Source organism: Pseudomonas sp. MF7453, from assembly GCF_016405455.1.
GTDB lineage: Bacteria > Pseudomonadota > Gammaproteobacteria > Pseudomonadales > Pseudomonadaceae > Aquipseudomonas > Aquipseudomonas paralactis.
Genome location: NZ_JAEKCN010000001.1, coordinates 665,352 through 682,295, shown reverse-complemented (window position 1 = coordinate 682,295; position 16,944 = coordinate 665,352). Strand labels below are relative to the sequence as shown.

Annotated in this window: 15 protein-coding genes; 13 read left to right on the top strand and 2 right to left on the bottom strand. The window is 59.0% G+C overall.

Annotated features, from left to right (window positions below):
• Window positions 1-25: 25 nt before the first annotated feature.
• Window positions 26-394: an ATP-dependent Clp protease adapter ClpS gene (gene clpS, locus JFT63_RS03210; RefSeq protein ID WP_005789091.1), complete on the bottom strand. Its 369-nt coding sequence runs from the start codon at window positions 392-394 to the stop codon at window positions 26-28.
• A gap of 218 nt (window positions 395-612) precedes the next feature.
• On the opposite strand from clpS, the gene cspD reads away from it, so the two are divergent.
• On the top strand, window positions 613-897 hold the full coding sequence (cspD, locus tag JFT63_RS03205; protein ID WP_269835559.1) for a cold shock domain-containing protein CspD: 285 nt from the start codon (window positions 613-615) through the stop codon (window positions 895-897).
• Between the two features lie 61 nt (window positions 898-958).
• On the opposite strand, the gene icd is transcribed toward cspD, so the two are convergent.
• Window positions 959-2,215, bottom strand: coding sequence for an NADP-dependent isocitrate dehydrogenase (gene icd, locus JFT63_RS03200; protein ID WP_198843438.1), 1,257 nt, complete (start codon window positions 2,213-2,215; stop codon window positions 959-961).
• A gap of 493 nt (window positions 2,216-2,708) precedes the next feature.
• Between icd and JFT63_RS03195 the strand changes: the two genes are divergently transcribed.
• The 12 genes from JFT63_RS03195 (at window position 2,709) to nuoC (ending at window position 16,942) form a co-directional block, all read left to right on the top strand.
• Window positions 2,709-4,934: an NADP-dependent isocitrate dehydrogenase gene (locus tag JFT63_RS03195; RefSeq protein WP_198843437.1), complete on the top strand. Its 2,226-nt coding sequence runs from the start codon at window positions 2,709-2,711 to the stop codon at window positions 4,932-4,934.
• Window positions 4,935-5,224: 290 nt separating this feature from the next.
• The gene (locus tag JFT63_RS03190) at window positions 5,225-5,671 is read left to right on the top strand and encodes an NUDIX hydrolase (protein WP_057974909.1); all 447 of its coding nucleotides are present in this window, start codon (window positions 5,225-5,227) and stop codon (window positions 5,669-5,671) included.
• A gap of 59 nt (window positions 5,672-5,730) precedes the next feature.
• Window positions 5,731-6,855, top strand: coding sequence for a tRNA 2-thiouridine(34) synthase MnmA (mnmA, locus tag JFT63_RS03185; RefSeq protein ID WP_057703108.1), 1,125 nt, complete (start codon window positions 5,731-5,733; stop codon window positions 6,853-6,855).
• Entirely contained in the window at window positions 6,852-7,475 is a 624-nt protein-coding gene (hflD, locus tag JFT63_RS03180; RefSeq protein WP_198708655.1) for a high frequency lysogenization protein HflD, read from the top strand. Before mnmA ends, hflD begins: the two co-directional genes overlap by 4 nt.
• A gap of 125 nt (window positions 7,476-7,600) precedes the next feature.
• Window positions 7,601-8,971: an adenylosuccinate lyase gene (purB, locus tag JFT63_RS03175; RefSeq protein ID WP_010209589.1), complete on the top strand. Its 1,371-nt coding sequence runs from the start codon at window positions 7,601-7,603 to the stop codon at window positions 8,969-8,971.
• Between the two features lie 84 nt (window positions 8,972-9,055).
• Window positions 9,056-10,222 carry a ribosomal protein uL16 3-hydroxylase gene (locus JFT63_RS03170; protein WP_057703106.1) on the top strand — a complete coding sequence of 389 codons (1,167 nt, stop codon included), beginning with the start codon at window positions 9,056-9,058 and terminating at the stop codon, window positions 10,220-10,222.
• Window positions 10,215-10,637: a GNAT family N-acetyltransferase gene (locus JFT63_RS03165; RefSeq protein ID WP_057703105.1), complete on the top strand. Its 423-nt coding sequence runs from the start codon at window positions 10,215-10,217 to the stop codon at window positions 10,635-10,637. The genes JFT63_RS03170 and JFT63_RS03165 overlap by 8 nt, the downstream gene beginning before the upstream one ends.
• A gap of 148 nt (window positions 10,638-10,785) precedes the next feature.
• On the top strand, window positions 10,786-11,523 hold the full coding sequence (locus tag JFT63_RS03160) for a secretin N-terminal domain-containing protein (protein WP_057703104.1): 738 nt from the start codon (window positions 10,786-10,788) through the stop codon (window positions 11,521-11,523).
• 494 nt (window positions 11,524-12,017) lie between these two features.
• Window positions 12,018-13,343 carry an isocitrate lyase gene (aceA, locus tag JFT63_RS03155; RefSeq protein ID WP_003174717.1) on the top strand — a complete coding sequence of 442 codons (1,326 nt, stop codon included), beginning with the start codon at window positions 12,018-12,020 and terminating at the stop codon, window positions 13,341-13,343.
• A gap of 643 nt (window positions 13,344-13,986) precedes the next feature.
• A complete protein-coding gene (locus JFT63_RS03150) occupies window positions 13,987-14,400 on the top strand; it encodes an NADH-quinone oxidoreductase subunit A (RefSeq protein ID WP_003192109.1) in 414 nt (137 codons plus the stop codon).
• Window positions 14,401-14,410: 10 nt separating this feature from the next.
• Window positions 14,411-15,085 carry a NuoB/complex I 20 kDa subunit family protein gene (locus tag JFT63_RS03145; protein ID WP_003174719.1) on the top strand — a complete coding sequence of 225 codons (675 nt, stop codon included), beginning with the start codon at window positions 14,411-14,413 and terminating at the stop codon, window positions 15,083-15,085.
• Window positions 15,086-15,157: 72 nt separating this feature from the next.
• Window positions 15,158-16,942 carry an NADH-quinone oxidoreductase subunit C/D gene (nuoC, locus tag JFT63_RS03140; RefSeq protein ID WP_005789116.1) on the top strand — a complete coding sequence of 595 codons (1,785 nt, stop codon included), beginning with the start codon at window positions 15,158-15,160 and terminating at the stop codon, window positions 16,940-16,942.
• The last annotated feature ends 2 nt before the right edge of the window (window positions 16,943-16,944 follow it).

Genomic DNA, 16,944 nt, shown 5'->3' with positions numbered 1-16,944 from the left:
TCACCTCATACCCAAGTGGTCGGCGTTAACCGTCCTTCTCGATTTCACAGAGTAGCGGATGCTGGCTTTCCCTGGCGTACTGGTTGACCTGCATGGCCTTTGTCTCGGCGATGTCGCGGGTAAACACTCCACATACTGCCCGTCCTTCTGTGTGAACGGCCAGCATTACCTTGGTCGCCAACTCGCGGTTCAGGTTAAAAAACACCTCGAGCACTTCGACGACGAAATCCATCGGTGTGTAGTCATCATTGAACAAAACCACCTTGTACATCGGCGGTGCCTGTAAAGCAGGCTTGGCCTCCTGAACAGCAATGCCTGCAGAACCGTCGTCGTCATGTTCCTGATCCGGGCGATCCTGATTGAATGTTAGTCGAATCTGGCTATTTGCATGCATGGAAAGAAAGGTTCGTCAGTGGTTCAATTACAGTGGTGGGGGCGAGCTGTCAGAATTTCAACTCTGACCGATTGGTCGCCTTGACTATCGGCAAATCAGTGTTACAACCAATAGAACCCACAGTGGGTAAAAAAGGTCCGCGCAGTCAACCTTATTTATTCGGGTTAGGACGGATAGACAGGATGATACTCCAGTGATGGAGTCTGGTGCAGAGGGATATGGCGATGCTAAGCGGTAAGGTCAAGTGGTTCAACAATGTCAAGGGCTACGGCTTCATTAATGAAGACGGCAAGAGTGAAGACCTTTTTGCGCATTTCTCAGCGATCGATATGGACGGGTACAAAACGCTGAAGGCGGGTCAACCGGTGTCCTTTGATATCAAACAGGGCCCAAAGGGCCTGCATGCGGTGGATATCAAGTTAGTCACAGCCACGTCCACGGCAGGAAAAACTGCAGCACCCGGTCAAACGTCAAAAAAAGAAACTGGTTTGATCAGCCACTGAACAACACACTTAAAACAAACCGGCCGCCCATTCATCAGGGCGGCCGGTTTTTTCTGCCTGCTTACATATGTTTGATTAGCGCATCACCGAAGCCCGACGACGACACCAACGTAGCGCCATCCATCAGGCGCTCGAAGTCGTAGGTCACGGTCTTGGCCGAAATCGCACCATTGGTGCCCTTGATGATCAAGTCGGCCGCCTCGACCCAGCCCATATGACGCAGCATCATTTCTGCCGACAGAATCAATGAACCCGGATTGACCTGATCCTTGCCTGCATATTTAGGCGCAGTGCCGTGGGTGGCTTCAAACATCGCCACGGTGTCCGACAGGTTGGCCCCCGGCGCGATACCAATACCACCGACCTCAGCCGCCAGGGCATCGGACAAGTAGTCGCCATTGAGGTTAAGCGTTGCGATCACGTCATATTCAGCCGGACGCAGCAGGATCTGCTGGAGCATGGCGTCGGCAATTGCATCCTTGACCACTACGTTCTTGCCGGTCTTGGGGTTCTTGAACTGCATCCACGGGCCGCCATCGAGCAGGGTCGCGCCGAACTCTTCGGCCGCCACTTCGTAGGCCCATTCCTTGAAGGCACCTTCGGTGAACTTCATGATGTTGCCTTTGTGCACGATGGTCAGCGAGTCGCGGTCGTTATCCACCACATATTGCAGGGCCTTGCGTGCCAGACGCTTGGTGCCCTCTTTCGACACCGGCTTGACGCCAATCCCGCAATCCTGATCGAAGCGGATCTTGGTAACGCCCATTTCTTCCTTGAGGAACTTGATCACCTTGATCGCTTCAGGCGAACCGGCCTTCCACTCAATGCCGGCGTAAATGTCCTCGGAGTTCTCACGGAAGATGGTCATGTCCACATCGCCAGGCTTTTTGACCGGACTGGGCACACCTTCAAACCAGCGCACCGGGCGCAGGCACACATACAGGTCGAGTTGCTGACGCAAGGCCACGTTCAGGGAGCGAATACCACCACCGACCGGCGTGGTCAGCGGGCCTTTGATGGACACCACGTAATCCTTGACCGCATCCAGGGTTTCCTGGGGCAGCCAGGTGTCCTGATCGTAGACCTGGATGGCCTTTTCGCCGGCATACACCTCCATCCACGAGATTTTACGCTTGCCGCCATAAGCCTTTTCAACAGCTGCGTCGACCACCTTGATCATTACCGGGCTGATGTCGACGCCGATACCGTCACCTTCGATATAGGGGATGATCGGTTGGTCAGGAACATTGAGAGAATGGTCTGCGTTGACGGTGATTTTGTCGCCGACTGCCGGAACCTGAATCTTCTTGTATCCCATGCTGAACTCCATCTATGGATTGAACATCTGGCTGCGTTCGAGCCTACTCCAGATAAATGGCGACTGAAACCTCGCGCCATGCTCATTTGCATCGAAAACAGCATAAATTGTCGCCTACAAGCCTGAAAGCAAAGGGAAAAGTGCCAATCTTGAGCACATCATTCCCCTTTTGGCGCAACTGCGCACCTGCGACCTTTAGACCAATGGACGACACACCTTTTGTATGAAGCCTCTGCGTAAGCATAGCGACCTATGTATAATGCCGCCGCTGACCAAAGAGTCACGACGGCTGACCGCTCTAGACAGTAGCCCTCAGCCAGAAAGCAGGACTATTACAATAGTCCAAACGCTTGACGCTCGACTGATGCAACCCAACATCACCGCGAAGAAACCTCGACATTTCGCTCATGGATGACTTTGAACGAACGCGCTCCACCCGGCGCATCTCGAGTTTCTGCGCACGCTTTCAGCAAAGAAGAGAGTTAATCCGAATATGCCCACCCGCTCGAAGATCATCTACACCTTCACCGACGAAGCCCCAGCCCTCGCCACCTATTCACTGCTGCCTATCGTAGAGGCCTTCACCGCTTCCGCTGATATTGCCGTTGAAACCCGCGACATCTCCCTCGCAGGGCGCATCCTCGCAAGCTTCCCCGAGCAACTGGGCACCAAGGCTATCCCGGACCACCTCGCCGAACTGGGCGACCTGGCCGTTACCCCTGAAGCCAACATCATCAAATTGCCGAACATCAGTGCCTCGACCCCGCAGCTGCAAGCCGCGATCAAGGAACTGCAGGCCCAGGGCTACGCCCTGCCGGACTACCCGGAAACCGTAACCACCGACGCGGAAAAAGAAACCCGTGCACGTTACGACAAGGTCAAGGGCAGCGCCGTGAACCCGGTACTGCGCGAAGGCAACTCCGACCGTCGCGCACCGCTGTCGGTCAAGAACTACGCACGCAAGCACCCGCACAAAATGGGCGCCTGGGCTGCCGACTCCAAGTCGCACATTGCCCACATGAGCAATGGTGACTTCTACGGCAGCGAAAAAGCCGTACAAATCGAAGCCGCCGACGCTGTCAAAATTGCGCTGGTTGCCCAGGACGGCACCACCACCGTCCTGAAAGAAAAGACCAGTGTCCAGGCCGGCGAGATCATCGACACCGCCGTACTGAGCAAGAAAGCTCTGCGCAGCTTCATCGCCGCTGAAATCGAAGACGCCAAGAAGCAAGGCGTGCTGCTGTCGGTTCACCTCAAAGCCACCATGATGAAGGTCTCCGACCCGATCATGTTCGGCCAGATCGTTGCCGAGTTCTATAAAGATGCACTGGCCAAGCACGCGACCGTACTTGAGCAGATCGGCTTCAACCTGAACAACGGCATCGGCGACCTGTACGCCCGCATCAAAGCGCTGCCGGCCGATCAGCAAGCGCAGATCGAAGCGGACATCCAGGCGGTCTACGCCGCCCGCCCTGCCCTGGCGATGGTCAACTCCGACAAAGGCATCACCAACCTACACGTGCCGAGCGACGTGATCGTCGACGCCTCGATGCCGGCCATGATCCGTGACTCCGGCAAAATGTGGGGCACCGACGGCCAGTTGCACGACACCAAGGCCGTGATCCCGGATCGCTGCTACGCCACCATCTACCAGGCGGTCATCGAAGACTGCAAGGCCAATGGCGCCTTCGACCCGACCACCATGGGCAGCGTGCCAAACGTTGGCTTGATGGCCAAGAAAGCCGAAGAGTACGGCTCCCACGACAAGACCTTCCAGATCAAGGCTGACGGCGTGGTTCGCGTCACCGACAGCCAGGGCAACCTGCTGATGGAACAGAACGTCGAAGCCGGCGACATCTTCCGCATGTGCCAGACCAAAGACGCGCCGATCCAGGACTGGGTCAAGCTCGCGGTCAACCGCGCCCGCGCCAGCAACACCCCGGCCATTTTCTGGCTGGACCCAAAGCGCGCCCACGATGGCGTAGTGGTCGAGAAAGTTCAGGCATACCTGAAAGACCACAACACTGAAGGCCTGGATATCCGCATCATGGCCCCGGTCGATGCGATGAAGTTCACCCTGGAGCGCACCCGCAAGGGCCTGGACACCATCTCGGTAACCGGTAACGTACTGCGCGACTACCTGACCGACCTGTTCCCGATCATGGAACTGGGCACCAGCGCCAAGATGCTGTCGATCGTGCCGCTGATGAATGGCGGTGGCCTGTTCGAAACCGGTGCTGGCGGTTCGGCACCCAAGCACGTTCAGCAGCTGCTGGAAGAAAACTTCCTGCGCTGGGATTCCCTGGGCGAGTTCCTGGCCCTGGCCGCGTCCCTTGAACATCTGGGCGTGACCTACAACAACCCGAAAGCCCTGGTGCTGTCCAAGACCCTGGACCAGGCTACCGGCCAGTTCCTGGACAACAACAAGTCGCCATCGCGCAAAGTCGGCAACATCGACAACCGCGGCAGCCACTTCTACCTGGCGCTGTACTGGGCCCAGGCCCTGGCTGCCCAGACCGAAGACGCTGCACTGCAAGCGCAGTTCGGCGAACTGGCAAAAACCCTGGCCGAGAACGAAGCCACCATCGTTGCCGAACTCAACGCCGTACAGGGCAAGCCAGTGGACATCGGCGGCTACTACGCGCCGAACCCTGAGCTGACCAGCAAAGCCATGCGCCCAAGCAACACCCTCAATGCGGCGATTGCCAAGTTGAAGTAAGGTTGTAAGGATGCAAAGACGCCCCGGCCAAGTGCCGGGGTTTCTGTTTGTAGGGACTTCATTGAAGAAACCCAATCAAATGTGGGAGCAGGCTTGCCTGCGATTACAGCCTGTAGGAGCGAGCTTGCTCGCGAAAAACTCAAAGGCGCCGCGTTCATTCAGCAAGCACGCGTTATCGTTGACGTTTTTCGCGAGCAAGCTCGCTCCTACAGAAAAGCCTTAATTGACTGGCATTAAGGCAAGCCAGCTCCCACATTGACCGAGTCACCTTCCCGATACCGAGGCTTGCAATGACCTGGCTCCCCCACATCACCGTCGCCACCATCGTCGAAGACAACGGCAAGTTCCTGATGGTCGAAGAACTCAAGGGCGGCCGAGCCGTGCTCAACCAGCCCGCCGGCCACCTGGACCCGAACGAAACCCTGACCGAAGCCGCCGTGCGCGAAACCCTTGAAGAAACCGGTTGGGACGTAGAAGCCACCGGCATTGTCGGCATCTATCTGTACACCGCGCCGAGCAATGGCGTGACCTATCAGCGCGTGTGCTTTATCGCCAAGGCGCTTAAACATCACCCGGATTATCAACTTGACGAAGGCATCCTGCGCGCCCGCTGGCTAACCCGTGACGAGCTGATGGCCGTGCGCGACGACTGGCGCAGCGAGCTGATCATCCGCTGTATCGATGATTATCTGGCCGGCCACAGGCACAGTCTCGAATTGATCCGCCCTTCTCTTTAGCCTTAGCGGCTCGGGCCTGATAGAATCGCGTCCTTTTTCAAGACACCCGTTGAAACCCTATGCGTGATCCAGCCCCTTCTGACACACAAAAGAAGCGCGTCATCGTCGGCATGTCCGGCGGCGTGGACTCTTCCGTTTCCGCCGTTCTGCTCATGGAGCAGGGTTATGAGGTGGAAGGCCTGTTCATGAAGAACTGGGAAGAAGACGATGGAACCGAATACTGCACCGCCATGGACGACCTGGCGGACGCCCAGGCCGTATGCGACAAAATTGGCATAAAGCTGCATACCGCCAACTTCGCCGCCGAGTACTGGGACAACGTGTTCGAGCACTTCCTGGCCGAGTACAAGGCCGGTCGCACGCCGAACCCGGACATCCTGTGTAACCGCGAGATCAAGTTCAAGGCGTTCCTCGACTACGCGATGATGCTCGGCGCCGACCTGATTGCCACTGGCCACTACGTGCGCCGTCGCGATATCGATGGCCGCACCGAACTGCTCAAGGGCCTGGACCCGAACAAGGACCAGAGCTACTTCCTGCACGCCGTGGGCGGTGAACAGATCGCCAAGACTCTGTTCCCGGTCGGCGAGCTGGAAAAACCCGAAGTGCGCAAGATTGCCGAGAAACACGGCCTGGCCACCGCCAAGAAGAAAGACTCCACCGGTATCTGCTTTATCGGCGAGCGCCGCTTCAGCGACTTCCTCAAGCAGTACCTGCCGGCGCAGCCGGGTGAAATCAAGACCACCGAAGGTGAAGTGATCGGCCGCCACCACGGCCTGATGTACCACACCATCGGCCAGCGCCAGGGCCTGGGCATCGGCGGCTTGAAAGACGCCGGTGAAGAGCCTTGGTACGTGCTGATCAAGGATCTGGAAAACAATGTGCTGGTGGTCGGCCAGGGCAACGAACACCCGCTGCTGTTCTCCGGCGCCCTGCTCGCTTCCGAGATCTACTGGGTCAACCCGATCGACCTGAGCACACCACGCCGCCTGACCGCCAAAGTGCGCTATCGCCAGAGCGATCAGCCGTGCACGCTGGAAAAGACTGCCACCGGCTACCGCGCCACCTTCGATGATCCGCAACGCGCGGTCACCCCAGGCCAATCCGTGGTGTTCTACGACGGCGAAGTCTGCCTGGGCGGCGGCGTGATTGAAGTGGCCCAAGCCTGGAGCCACCCGGCATGAGCCCGACCCAGGAGCAATTGACGGCCCTTGGCGGTGTCTTTCTCGCTGCAGTACTGGTGGACAAGATCGCCAAGACCGGCCAGGTCACGGAAGCCGGCCTGACCTGCATGCTCGGCAGCCTGCTGATCCGTGACCCCAAGGACACCCTTGAGGTTTATGGCGGCGACGACCTGGCCCTGCGTGAAGGCTATCGCGCCTTGATCGGCGCCCTGGAGCGCGATCCCAGCACATTGCAGCGCGAGCCGTTGCGTTATGCCCTGTCGATGCTTGGCCTTGAGCGCCAGTTGGCCAAGCGTGACGACCTGCTGGACACCATCGGCAAGCGCCTGCCGCAGATCCAATCTCAGGTTGAGCATTTCGGCCCGGCCCACGAGAACGTGGTCGCTGCCTGCGGCGCGCTGTACCAGGACACCCTCAGCACCCTGCGCCAGCGCATCCAGGTGCACGGCGATATGCGCAACCTGCAACAACCGAACAACGCTTCGAAGATCCGCGCCCTGCTCCTGGCCGGTATTCGTTCGGCGCGCTTGTGGCGCCAGTTGGGCGGTCATCGCTGGCAGCTGGTGATCAGCCGGCGCAAATTACTCAAAGAGCTTTACCCGTTGATGCGCAACGAATAAGTCGCACCAGCGGGCTGTTTTCAAGCCATTACGCGTAATACGCCGGTCAGTTGGCGACGGACCGGCGGAATTTTTCATGTATGATACGCGCCCCATTTCGTTGCCCGACTGTCCGAGAACACCCCATGCAGCTCTCTTCGCTCACTGCGGTTTCCCCTGTTGACGGCCGCTACGCCGGCAAAACCCAGGCCCTGCGCCCTATTTTCAGCGAGTACGGCCTGATCCGTGCCCGTGTCCTGGTTGAAGTGCGCTGGCTCCAGCGCCTGGCCGCTCACCCTGCCATCAGCGAAGTGCCGGCGTTTTCCGCCGAGGCCAACGCTGTATTGAACACCCTGGCGGAAAACTTCTCCCTGGAGCACGCCGAGCGTGTAAAAGAGATCGAGCGCACCACCAACCACGACGTCAAAGCCATTGAGTATCTGCTCAAAGAGCAAGCAGCCAAGCTGCCGGAACTGGCCCAAGTCAGCGAGTTCATCCACTTTGCCTGCACCAGCGAGGACATCAACAACCTGTCCCACGCCCTGATGCTGCGCGAAGGCCGTGATGACGTGATGCTGCCGCTGATGCGCCAGACCGCCAACGCCATTCGTGAGCTGGCGATCCGTTTCGCCGACGTGCCGATGCTCTCGCGCACCCACGGTCAGCCGGCTTCGCCGACCACCCTGGGCAAAGAGCTGGCCAACGTGGTGTACCGCCTGGAGCGCCAGATCGCTCAAGTGGCCGCCGTGCCGTTGCTGGGTAAGATCAACGGTGCCGTGGGCAACTACAACGCCCACCTGTCGGCCTACCCGGAAATCGATTGGGAAGCCAACGCCCGCGCCTTCATCGAAGACGAGCTGGGCCTGGGTTTCAACCCCTACACCACGCAGATCGAACCCCACGACTACATCGCCGAGCTGTTCGACGCGATTGCGCGCTTCAACACCATCCTGATCGATTTCGATCGCGATATCTGGGGCTACATCTCCCTGGGCTACTTCAAGCAGCGCACCATTGCCGGCGAAATCGGCTCGTCGACCATGCCGCACAAGGTCAACCCGATCGACTTCGAAAACTCCGAAGGCAACCTGGGCATCGCCAACGCTCTGTTCCAGCACCTGGCCAGCAAGCTGCCGATCTCCCGCTGGCAGCGCGACCTGACCGACTCCACCGTACTGCGCAACCTCGGTGTGGGCTTTGCCCACAGCGTGATCGCGTACGAAGCCAGCCTCAAAGGCATCAGCAAGCTGGAGCTCAACGAGCAGAAGATTGCCGCTGACCTGGACGCGTGCTGGGAAGTATTGGCCGAGCCGATCCAGACCGTGATGCGCCGCTACAACATCGAAAACCCTTACGAGAAGCTGAAAGAATTGACGCGCGGCAAGGGTATCAGCCCTGAGGCACTGCAAACTTTCATCGACGGCCTGGACATGCCAGCCGCAGCCAAGGCCGAGCTGAAACTGCTCACCCCGGCCAACTACATCGGCAACGCTGTAGAACAAGCCAAGCGCATCTGATCCAAGCAAGCTCCTTTGAGACGCCCGGCCGCGCCGGGCGTTTTTATTCCTGTCTTAAAAGTGCTTTTTTTCAATAGGTTACACATGAATCCTGATATCCCTCTTCAACTTCTGGGCGGCATCACGGCACGGGAATTCCTGCGCGACTACTGGCAGAAAAAACCGCTGCTGATCCGCCAGGCCATCCCTGACTTCGAAAGCCCGATCGACGCCGACGAACTGGCAGGCCTGGCCCTGGAAGAAGAAGTCGAGTCGCGCCTGGTGATCGAACACGGCGAGCGTCCGTGGGAACTGCGTCGCGGCCCGTTCGCCGAAGACGCTTTCAGCACCCTGCCCGAGCGCGAGTGGACCCTGCTGGTGCAGGCGGTCGACCAGTTCGTGCCGGAGGTGGCTGAGCTGCTGGAGCACTTCCGCTTCCTGCCGAGCTGGCGTATCGATGATGTGATGATCAGCTTCGCCGCGCCGGGTGGCAGCGTCGGTCCGCATTTCGATAACTACGATGTGTTCCTGCTGCAAGCTCAGGGCAAGCGCAACTGGAAGATCGGCCAGATGTGCAATTCCGAAAGCCCACTGCTGCAACACGCCGACCTGCGCATCCTCGCCGAATTCGAAGAAAGCGCCGAATGGGTACTGGAGCCGGGCGACATGCTCTACCTGCCACCGCGCCTGGCCCACTTCGGTATTGCCGAAGACGATTGCATGACCTACTCGGTGGGTTTCCGCGCCCCGAGCGCCGCCGAAGTGCTGACCCACTTCACCGACTTCCTCAGCCAGTACCTGACTGACGAAGAGCGCTACACCGACGCCGATGCCCAGCCGGTCAGCGACCCGCACCAGATCCAGGGCGACGCACTGGACCGCCTCAAGGGCCTGCTCGCCGAGCACATGAGCGACGAGCGCATGCTGCTGACCTGGTTCGGCCAGTTCATGACCGAGCCACGCTACCCGGAACTGGTGGCCGGCGAAGAGCTGGGCGAAGAAGACTTCATCAACAGCCTGCAGGATGGCGCGATCCTGGTACGCAACCCAAGCGCGCGCCTGGCCTGGTCCGAAGTCGACGACGATGTACTGTTGTTTGCCAGTGGCCAGAGCCGTTACCTGCCCGGCAAGCTGCGTGAACTGCTGAAGCTGGTGTGCTCGGCCGACGCGCTGCACAGCGAAAACCTCAGCGTATGGCTGGCCGACGAAGACGGCCGCAATCTGCTGTGCGAACTGGTCAAGCAAGGCAGCCTGGGGTTCGCGGATGAATAAGATTCACGTAAGTGTCGCGGACTGGCAAAAGGATATCGCCGAGATTCGGCGCATTCGTGAAGCGGTATTTATCGCTGAGCAATCGGTTCCGCCTGAATTGGAGTGGGACGCGGACGATGCCGGCGCCATGCATTTTCTTGCATACGAAGGTGACTTCCCGATTGGCACCGCTCGATTGCTGCCCAGCGGCGAGATCGGTCGGGTATCAGTGCTCAAGGACTGGCGTGGGCTGAAAGTCGGCGACAAGCTGATGGAAGCGGTGATCGGCGAGGCGGTGAAACGCGGCCAGACCCGGCAATTCCTGAGTGCGCAGGTGTATGCGGCGCCGTTCTATGAGCGGCTGGGTTTCAAGATCGTCAGCGATGAGTTTCTTGAAGTCGGGATTCCGCATGTGGATATGGTGCGCGGGGACTGATCCGAGTCCGCGTCGCCTGCGATAGCGATTTCAGCAACACCACAAATGCCCTGCCTGCCAGGGCATTTTGCCGTCTACGATTCAACTTGCGACCCACCAGGCCGACAAACTGGCACTATCAAGCAAATGACTCGCAGAGATAACGGACATGTCCCTACGCACCCTGCTCACCGCCCTGCTCCTGACCGTCAGCGTTTCGACCATGGCCGCCACCGAGGTCGTCAATTTGAGCAACCGCACCAGCGCCGACCTGCTGCCCGTGGCGCAGAACTTCATCGGCAAGGACGGCACCGTCAGCGCCTACGGCAACCAGCTTATCGTTAACGCCGACCCCGCCAGGATCGAGGGCTTGCGCACCCTGCTCTCGCAACTGGATACACCGGCAAAACGCCTGCTGATCACTGTCGACACCAACGAAACCAACCAGCAAAACAGCGGCGACAGCCAGACCCGCATCATCAGCTATGGTACCGCCAGCCGCGATGGCGGCATCCAGCAGATCCAGGCCAGCGAAGGCGTGCCCGCGCTGATCCAGGTCGGCCAGAGCGTACCGCTGACCACCACGCAACAGGACAGCTATGGCCGTCTGCAAAACCAGACCCAGTATCGCAACGTCACCCAGGGCTTTTACGTCACCGCCAGCGTCACTGGCGAGACCGTACACCTGGCCATCAGTACCAACCGTGACCGCATGAGCCAGGAACGTCCCGATGTAGTGAACGTGCAAAGCACCGACACAACCGTCAGCGGCCGCCTGGGCGAATGGATCCCCCTGGCCGGCATCAATCGTGAAACCCAGGCGGACAAATCCTCTACAACCCGCAGCTACTCTACTCAGGGCCGCGATGACCTGACTTTACGGGTCAAGGTCGACACCCTGAACTGAAGCACCGAAAACTGACTGGCAAGTCGCATTAGACTAAAGATGTAGTGCCATGAAAAAAGCACTACAAAACATTTGACGAGCCAAAAAAGCATGGGCATGATGGCCTCGCTCCCGCTAATCAGGGGCCCTGGCAAGGGCCTTCGGATCGCCGCTCTAAGCTACCCACCTGAGCCGATCCGTGTCTGTACCGCCCACAAGGCACGTTGGACGAGGTTGCGACTGGAACGAAGTTGTCCCGAGGGACGGAAGCTACCCAGGTAACCCGGCTACGCACTGATGAATCGTACAAAGGCCCACGACGCCCGAAGACCGTTTGCAGTTTGCCCTTACCTGCTCAACTCCGCCTTGAGCCACTCGTTCATCCCGTCGCCTACCCCGCCGAACTTGACTTGAACACCCAAGCTTCTGGTCAGCGAGCAGCCATCACCACGCACTTTCTACGTGGCTGGCAAATGGAATTTTCCACCTAGACCTATGCGACGAGGTTTTTCCCCATGGCACTGACACGCGAACAGCAAATTGCAGCCCTTGAAAAAGACTGGGCTGAAAACCCACGCTGGAAAGGCGTGACCCGCGCTTATTCCGCTGCTGACGTCGTCCGCCTGCGTGGCTCGGTCCAACCTGAGCACACTTTTGCAAAACTCGGCGCCGAGAAGCTGTGGAACCTGGTCACCCAAGGTGCCAAGCCGTCCTTCCGTCCCGACAAAGATTTCGTCAACTGCATGGGCGCCCTCACCGGCGGCCAGGCAGTCCAACAGGTAAAAGCCGGCATCCAGGCGATCTACCTGTCCGGCTGGCAAGTGGCAGCGGACAACAACTCCGCTGAATCCATGTACCCCGACCAGTCGCTGTACCCGGTGGATTCGGTTCCAACCGTGGTCAAGCGCATCAACAACTCGTTCCGTCGTGCCGACCAGATCCAGTGGAAAGCCGGCAAGAACCCGGGCGACGAAGGCTACATCGACTACTTCGCGCCAATCGTGGCTGACGCCGAAGCCGGTTTCGGTGGCGTACTCAACGCCTACGAACTGATGAAGAGCATGATCGAGGCAGGCGCTGCCGGCGTGCACTTCGAAGACCAGCTTGCGTCAGTGAAGAAATGCGGCCACATGGGCGGCAAGGTACTGGTACCGACCCAGGAAGCTGTACAGAAGCTGACCGCCGCTCGCCTGGCCGCTGACGTGGCCGGTACACCGACCATCATCCTGGCCCGTACCGACGCCAACGCGGCAGACTTGCTGACCTCGGACTGCGACCCGTATGACCAGCCGTTCGTGACTGGCGAACGCACCCAGGAAGGCTTCTATAAAGTGCGCGCCGGTCTGGACCAGGCGATCGCCCGTGGCCTGGCGTACGCTCCTTACGCCGACCTGATCTGGTGCGAAACCGCCAAGCCGGACCTGGACGAAGCCCGTCGTTTCGCCGAAGCGATCAAAAAGGAATACCCGGACCAACTGCTGTCCTACAACTGCTCGCCTTCTTTCAACTGGAAGAAGAACCTGGACGACGCGACCATCGCCAAGTTCCAGCGCGAACTGTCGGCAATGGGCTACAAGCACCAGTTCATCACCCTGGCCGGCATCCACAACATGTGGCACAGCATGTTCAACCTGGCGCACGACTACGCCCGCAACGACATGACGGCCTACGTGAAGCTGCAGGAACAGGAATTTGCTGACGCTGCCAAAGGCTACACCTTCGTGGCGCACCAGCAGGAAGTGGGCACCGGTTACTTCGACGACATGACCACCGTGATCCAGGGCGGCACCTCGTCCGTGACCGCGCTGACCGGTTCGACCGAAGAAGAGCAGTTCCACTAAGTATCGCGTACACGGCCACTGCGGCCCCACGGAAGACCTAACCGCAGTGCCGCGCAACAATCACGCCCCGACTGGTTCGGGGCGTTTTTTTTGCCTGGGAATCACCGAAAATCAATGGTGGGAGCTGGCTTGCCTGCGATGGCGGTGGGTCAGAGACAGGTGTTTCAGCTGATCCGCCGCCATCGCAGGCAAGCCAGCTCCCAGATTGACCGCGCCCTATCCATAGTTTTTTGCTAAAAACATTGATCCAGAGCGGTATCCGCGCACATCCGATCGGTTAAAAGAACCGTTGCGACAACTAAGCGACACTCAAGCAAGTAACGGCAACTTCCCGCGCCACATGAGAAACACTCGCTTAAACCCCGCGCAAACAATATTCATTATCATTTAGCGCCTGAAAACTTCGTTACAGCTTAAACAAAACATATTTGATGAAAAGCCCGCTAATGCCCACGCCACAAGGGCTACAGCCCCAAGAAGGTGCACTATGTGCTTATTCCACCGAATAATTTCGCCCTGGGAATTTTACTTGCCCGGTGTTTAGCCATAAAATCACCGCGATTGATTGCAGTGCGACATATCGTCACTGCATCGTTACTTTTTCGAGCTCAGAGACCTTTGCTCTCTGTTAAGGATTTCCAGCATGACCGACGCGACAGGACTCATGGCCCACAACTGGGGCTTTGCCATTTTCCTTCTCGGTGTTGTAGGCCTTTGCGCCTTCATGCTTGGCGTCTCCAGCCTCCTCGGGTCAAAAGCCTGGGGCCGCAGCAAAAACGAACCGTTCGAATCCGGCATGCTGCCTACAGGTGGCGCCCGCTTGCGGCTCTCAGCCAAATTCTATCTGGTCGCGATGCTCTTCGTGATCTTCGATATCGAAGCCCTCTTTCTCTTTGCATGGTCTGTGTCCGTCCGCGAAAGCGGCTGGACCGGATTCGTCGAAGCTCTCGTTTTCATAGCAATTCTGTTGGCAGGTCTTGTCTACCTGTTCCGAGTGGGCGCCCTTGACTGGGCTCCGGAAGCTCGTCGCAAGCGGCAAGCGAAGCTGAAACAATGAGGCTTTGGCAATGCAATACAATCTCACCAGGATCGACCCGGATGCTCCTAACGAGCAGTACCCCATCGGCGAACGGGAAACCGTTTCCGACCCGTTAGAAGACCAAGTCCACAAAAACATCTACATGGGCAAGCTGGAAGACGTGCTGAGTGGCGCGGTCAACTGGGGGCGTAAAAACTCCCTGTGGCCGTACAACTTCGGCCTTTCGTGCTGCTACGTGGAAATGACCACCGCCTTCACGGCGCCCCACGACATCGCGCGCTTTGGCGCCGAAGTTATCCGGGCATCGCCGCGTCAGGCGGATTTCATGGTTATCGCCGGTACCTGCTTCATCAAGATGGCGCCGATCATCCAGCGCCTCTATGAGCAAATGCTCGAACCGAAGTGGGTTATCTCCATGGGTTCGTGCGCCAACTCCGGTGGCATGTACGACATCTACTCCGTCGTTCAAGGGGTGGACAAGTTCCTGCCCGTGGACGTCTACGTGCCTGGCTGCCCGCCCCGCCCGGAAGCTTTCCTGCAAGGCTTGATGCTGTTGCAGGAATCGATCGGCAAGGAGCGTCGCCCACTGTCCTGGGTCGTCGGTGATCAAGGCGTGTACCGCGCCGAGATGCCGTCCCAAAAGGAACAGCGCCGCGAACAGCGAATCGCAGTCACCAACCTGCGCAGCCCCGACGAAGTCTGATCCAGCCCGCTTCTTTTTATAGAACGAAAACCTGGCTTCATTCTTTACGTTGACCGAAAGCGATAAAAAACCATGACTACAGGCAGTGCTCTGTACATCCCGCCTTATAAGGCAGACGACCAGGATGTGGTTGTCGAACTCAATAACCGTTTTGGCCCTGACGCCTTCACCGCCCAGGCCACGCGCACCGGTATGCCGGTGCTGTGGGTGGCGCGTGCCAGGCTCGTCGAGGTCCTGACCTTCCTGCGCAACCTGCCCAAGCCGTACGTCATGCTCTATGACCTGCATGGCGTGGACGAGCGTCTGCGCACCAAGCGCCAGGGCCTGCCGAGCGGCGCCGATTTCACCGTGTTCTACCACCTGATGTCGCTGGAACGTAACAGCGACGTGATGATCAAGGTCGCCCTGAGCGAGAGCGACCTGAGCATCCCGACCGTCACCGGTATCTGGCCGAACGCCAGCTGGTACGAGCGTGAAGTCTGGGACATGTTCGGCATCGACTTCCCTGGCCACCCGCACCTGACGCGCATCATGATGCCGCCGACCTGGGAAGGTCACCCGCTGCGCAAGGACTTCCCTGCCCGCGCCACCGAATTCGACCCGTACAGCCTCAACCTCGCCAAGCAACAGCTTGAAGAAGAGGCTGCACGCTTCCGTCCGGAAGACTGGGGCATGAAACGCTCCGGCACCAACGAGGACTACATGTTCCTCAACCTGGGCCCGAACCACCCTTCGGCCCACGGCGCCTTCCGTATCATCCTGCAACTGGACGGCGAAGAAATCGTCGACTGCGTCCCGGACATCGGCTACCACCACCGTGGCGCCGAGAAGATGGCCGAGCGTCAGTCCTGGCACAGCTTCATCCCGTACACCGACCGTATCGACTACCTCGGCGGCGTGATGAACAACCTGCCGTACGTGCTCTCGGTCGAGAAGCTGGCCGGTATCAAGGTACCGGACCGCGTCGACACCATCCGCATCATGATGGCCGAGTTCTTCCGCATCACCAGCCACCTGCTGTTCCTGGGTACCTATATCCAGGACGTCGGCGCCATGACCCCGGTGTTCTTCACCTTCACCGATCGTCAGCGCGCGTACAAGGTCATCGAAGCCATCACCGGTTTCCGCCTGCACCCGGCCTGGTACCGCATCGGCGGCGTGGCGCACGACCTGCCGAACGGCTGGGAGCGCCTGGTCAAGGAATTCATCGACTGGATGCCCAAGCGTCTGGACGAGTACCAGAAAGCCGCCCTCGACAACAGCATCCTCAAAGGCCGCACCATCGGCGTCGCTCAGTACAACACCAAAGAGGCCCTGGAATGGGGCGTCACCGGTGCAGGCCTGCGTTCCACCGGTTGCGACTTCGACCTGCGTAAAGCGCGCCCGTACTCCGGCTACGAGAACTTCGAATTCGAAGTACCGCTGGCGGCCAATGGCGATGCCTACGACCGTTGCATCGTGCGCGTCGAAGAAATGCGCCAGAGCCTGAAGATCATCGAGCAGTGCATGCGCAACATGCCGGCCGGCCCGTACAAGGCGGATCACCCGCTGACCACGCCGCCACCCAAAGAGCGCACGCTGCAACACATCGAAACCCTGATCACGCACTTCCTGCAGGTTTCGTGGGGCCCGGTGATGCCGGCCAACGAATCCTTCCAGATGATCGAAGCGACCAAGGGTATCAACAGTTATTACCTGACGAGCGATGGCGGCACCATGAGCTACCGCACCCGGATTCGTACCCCAAGCTTTGCCCACTTGCAGCAGATCCCTTCGGTGATCAAAGGCGAGATGGTCGCGGACTTGATTGCGTACCTGGGTAGTATCGATTTCGTTATGGCCGACGTGGACCGCTAAGC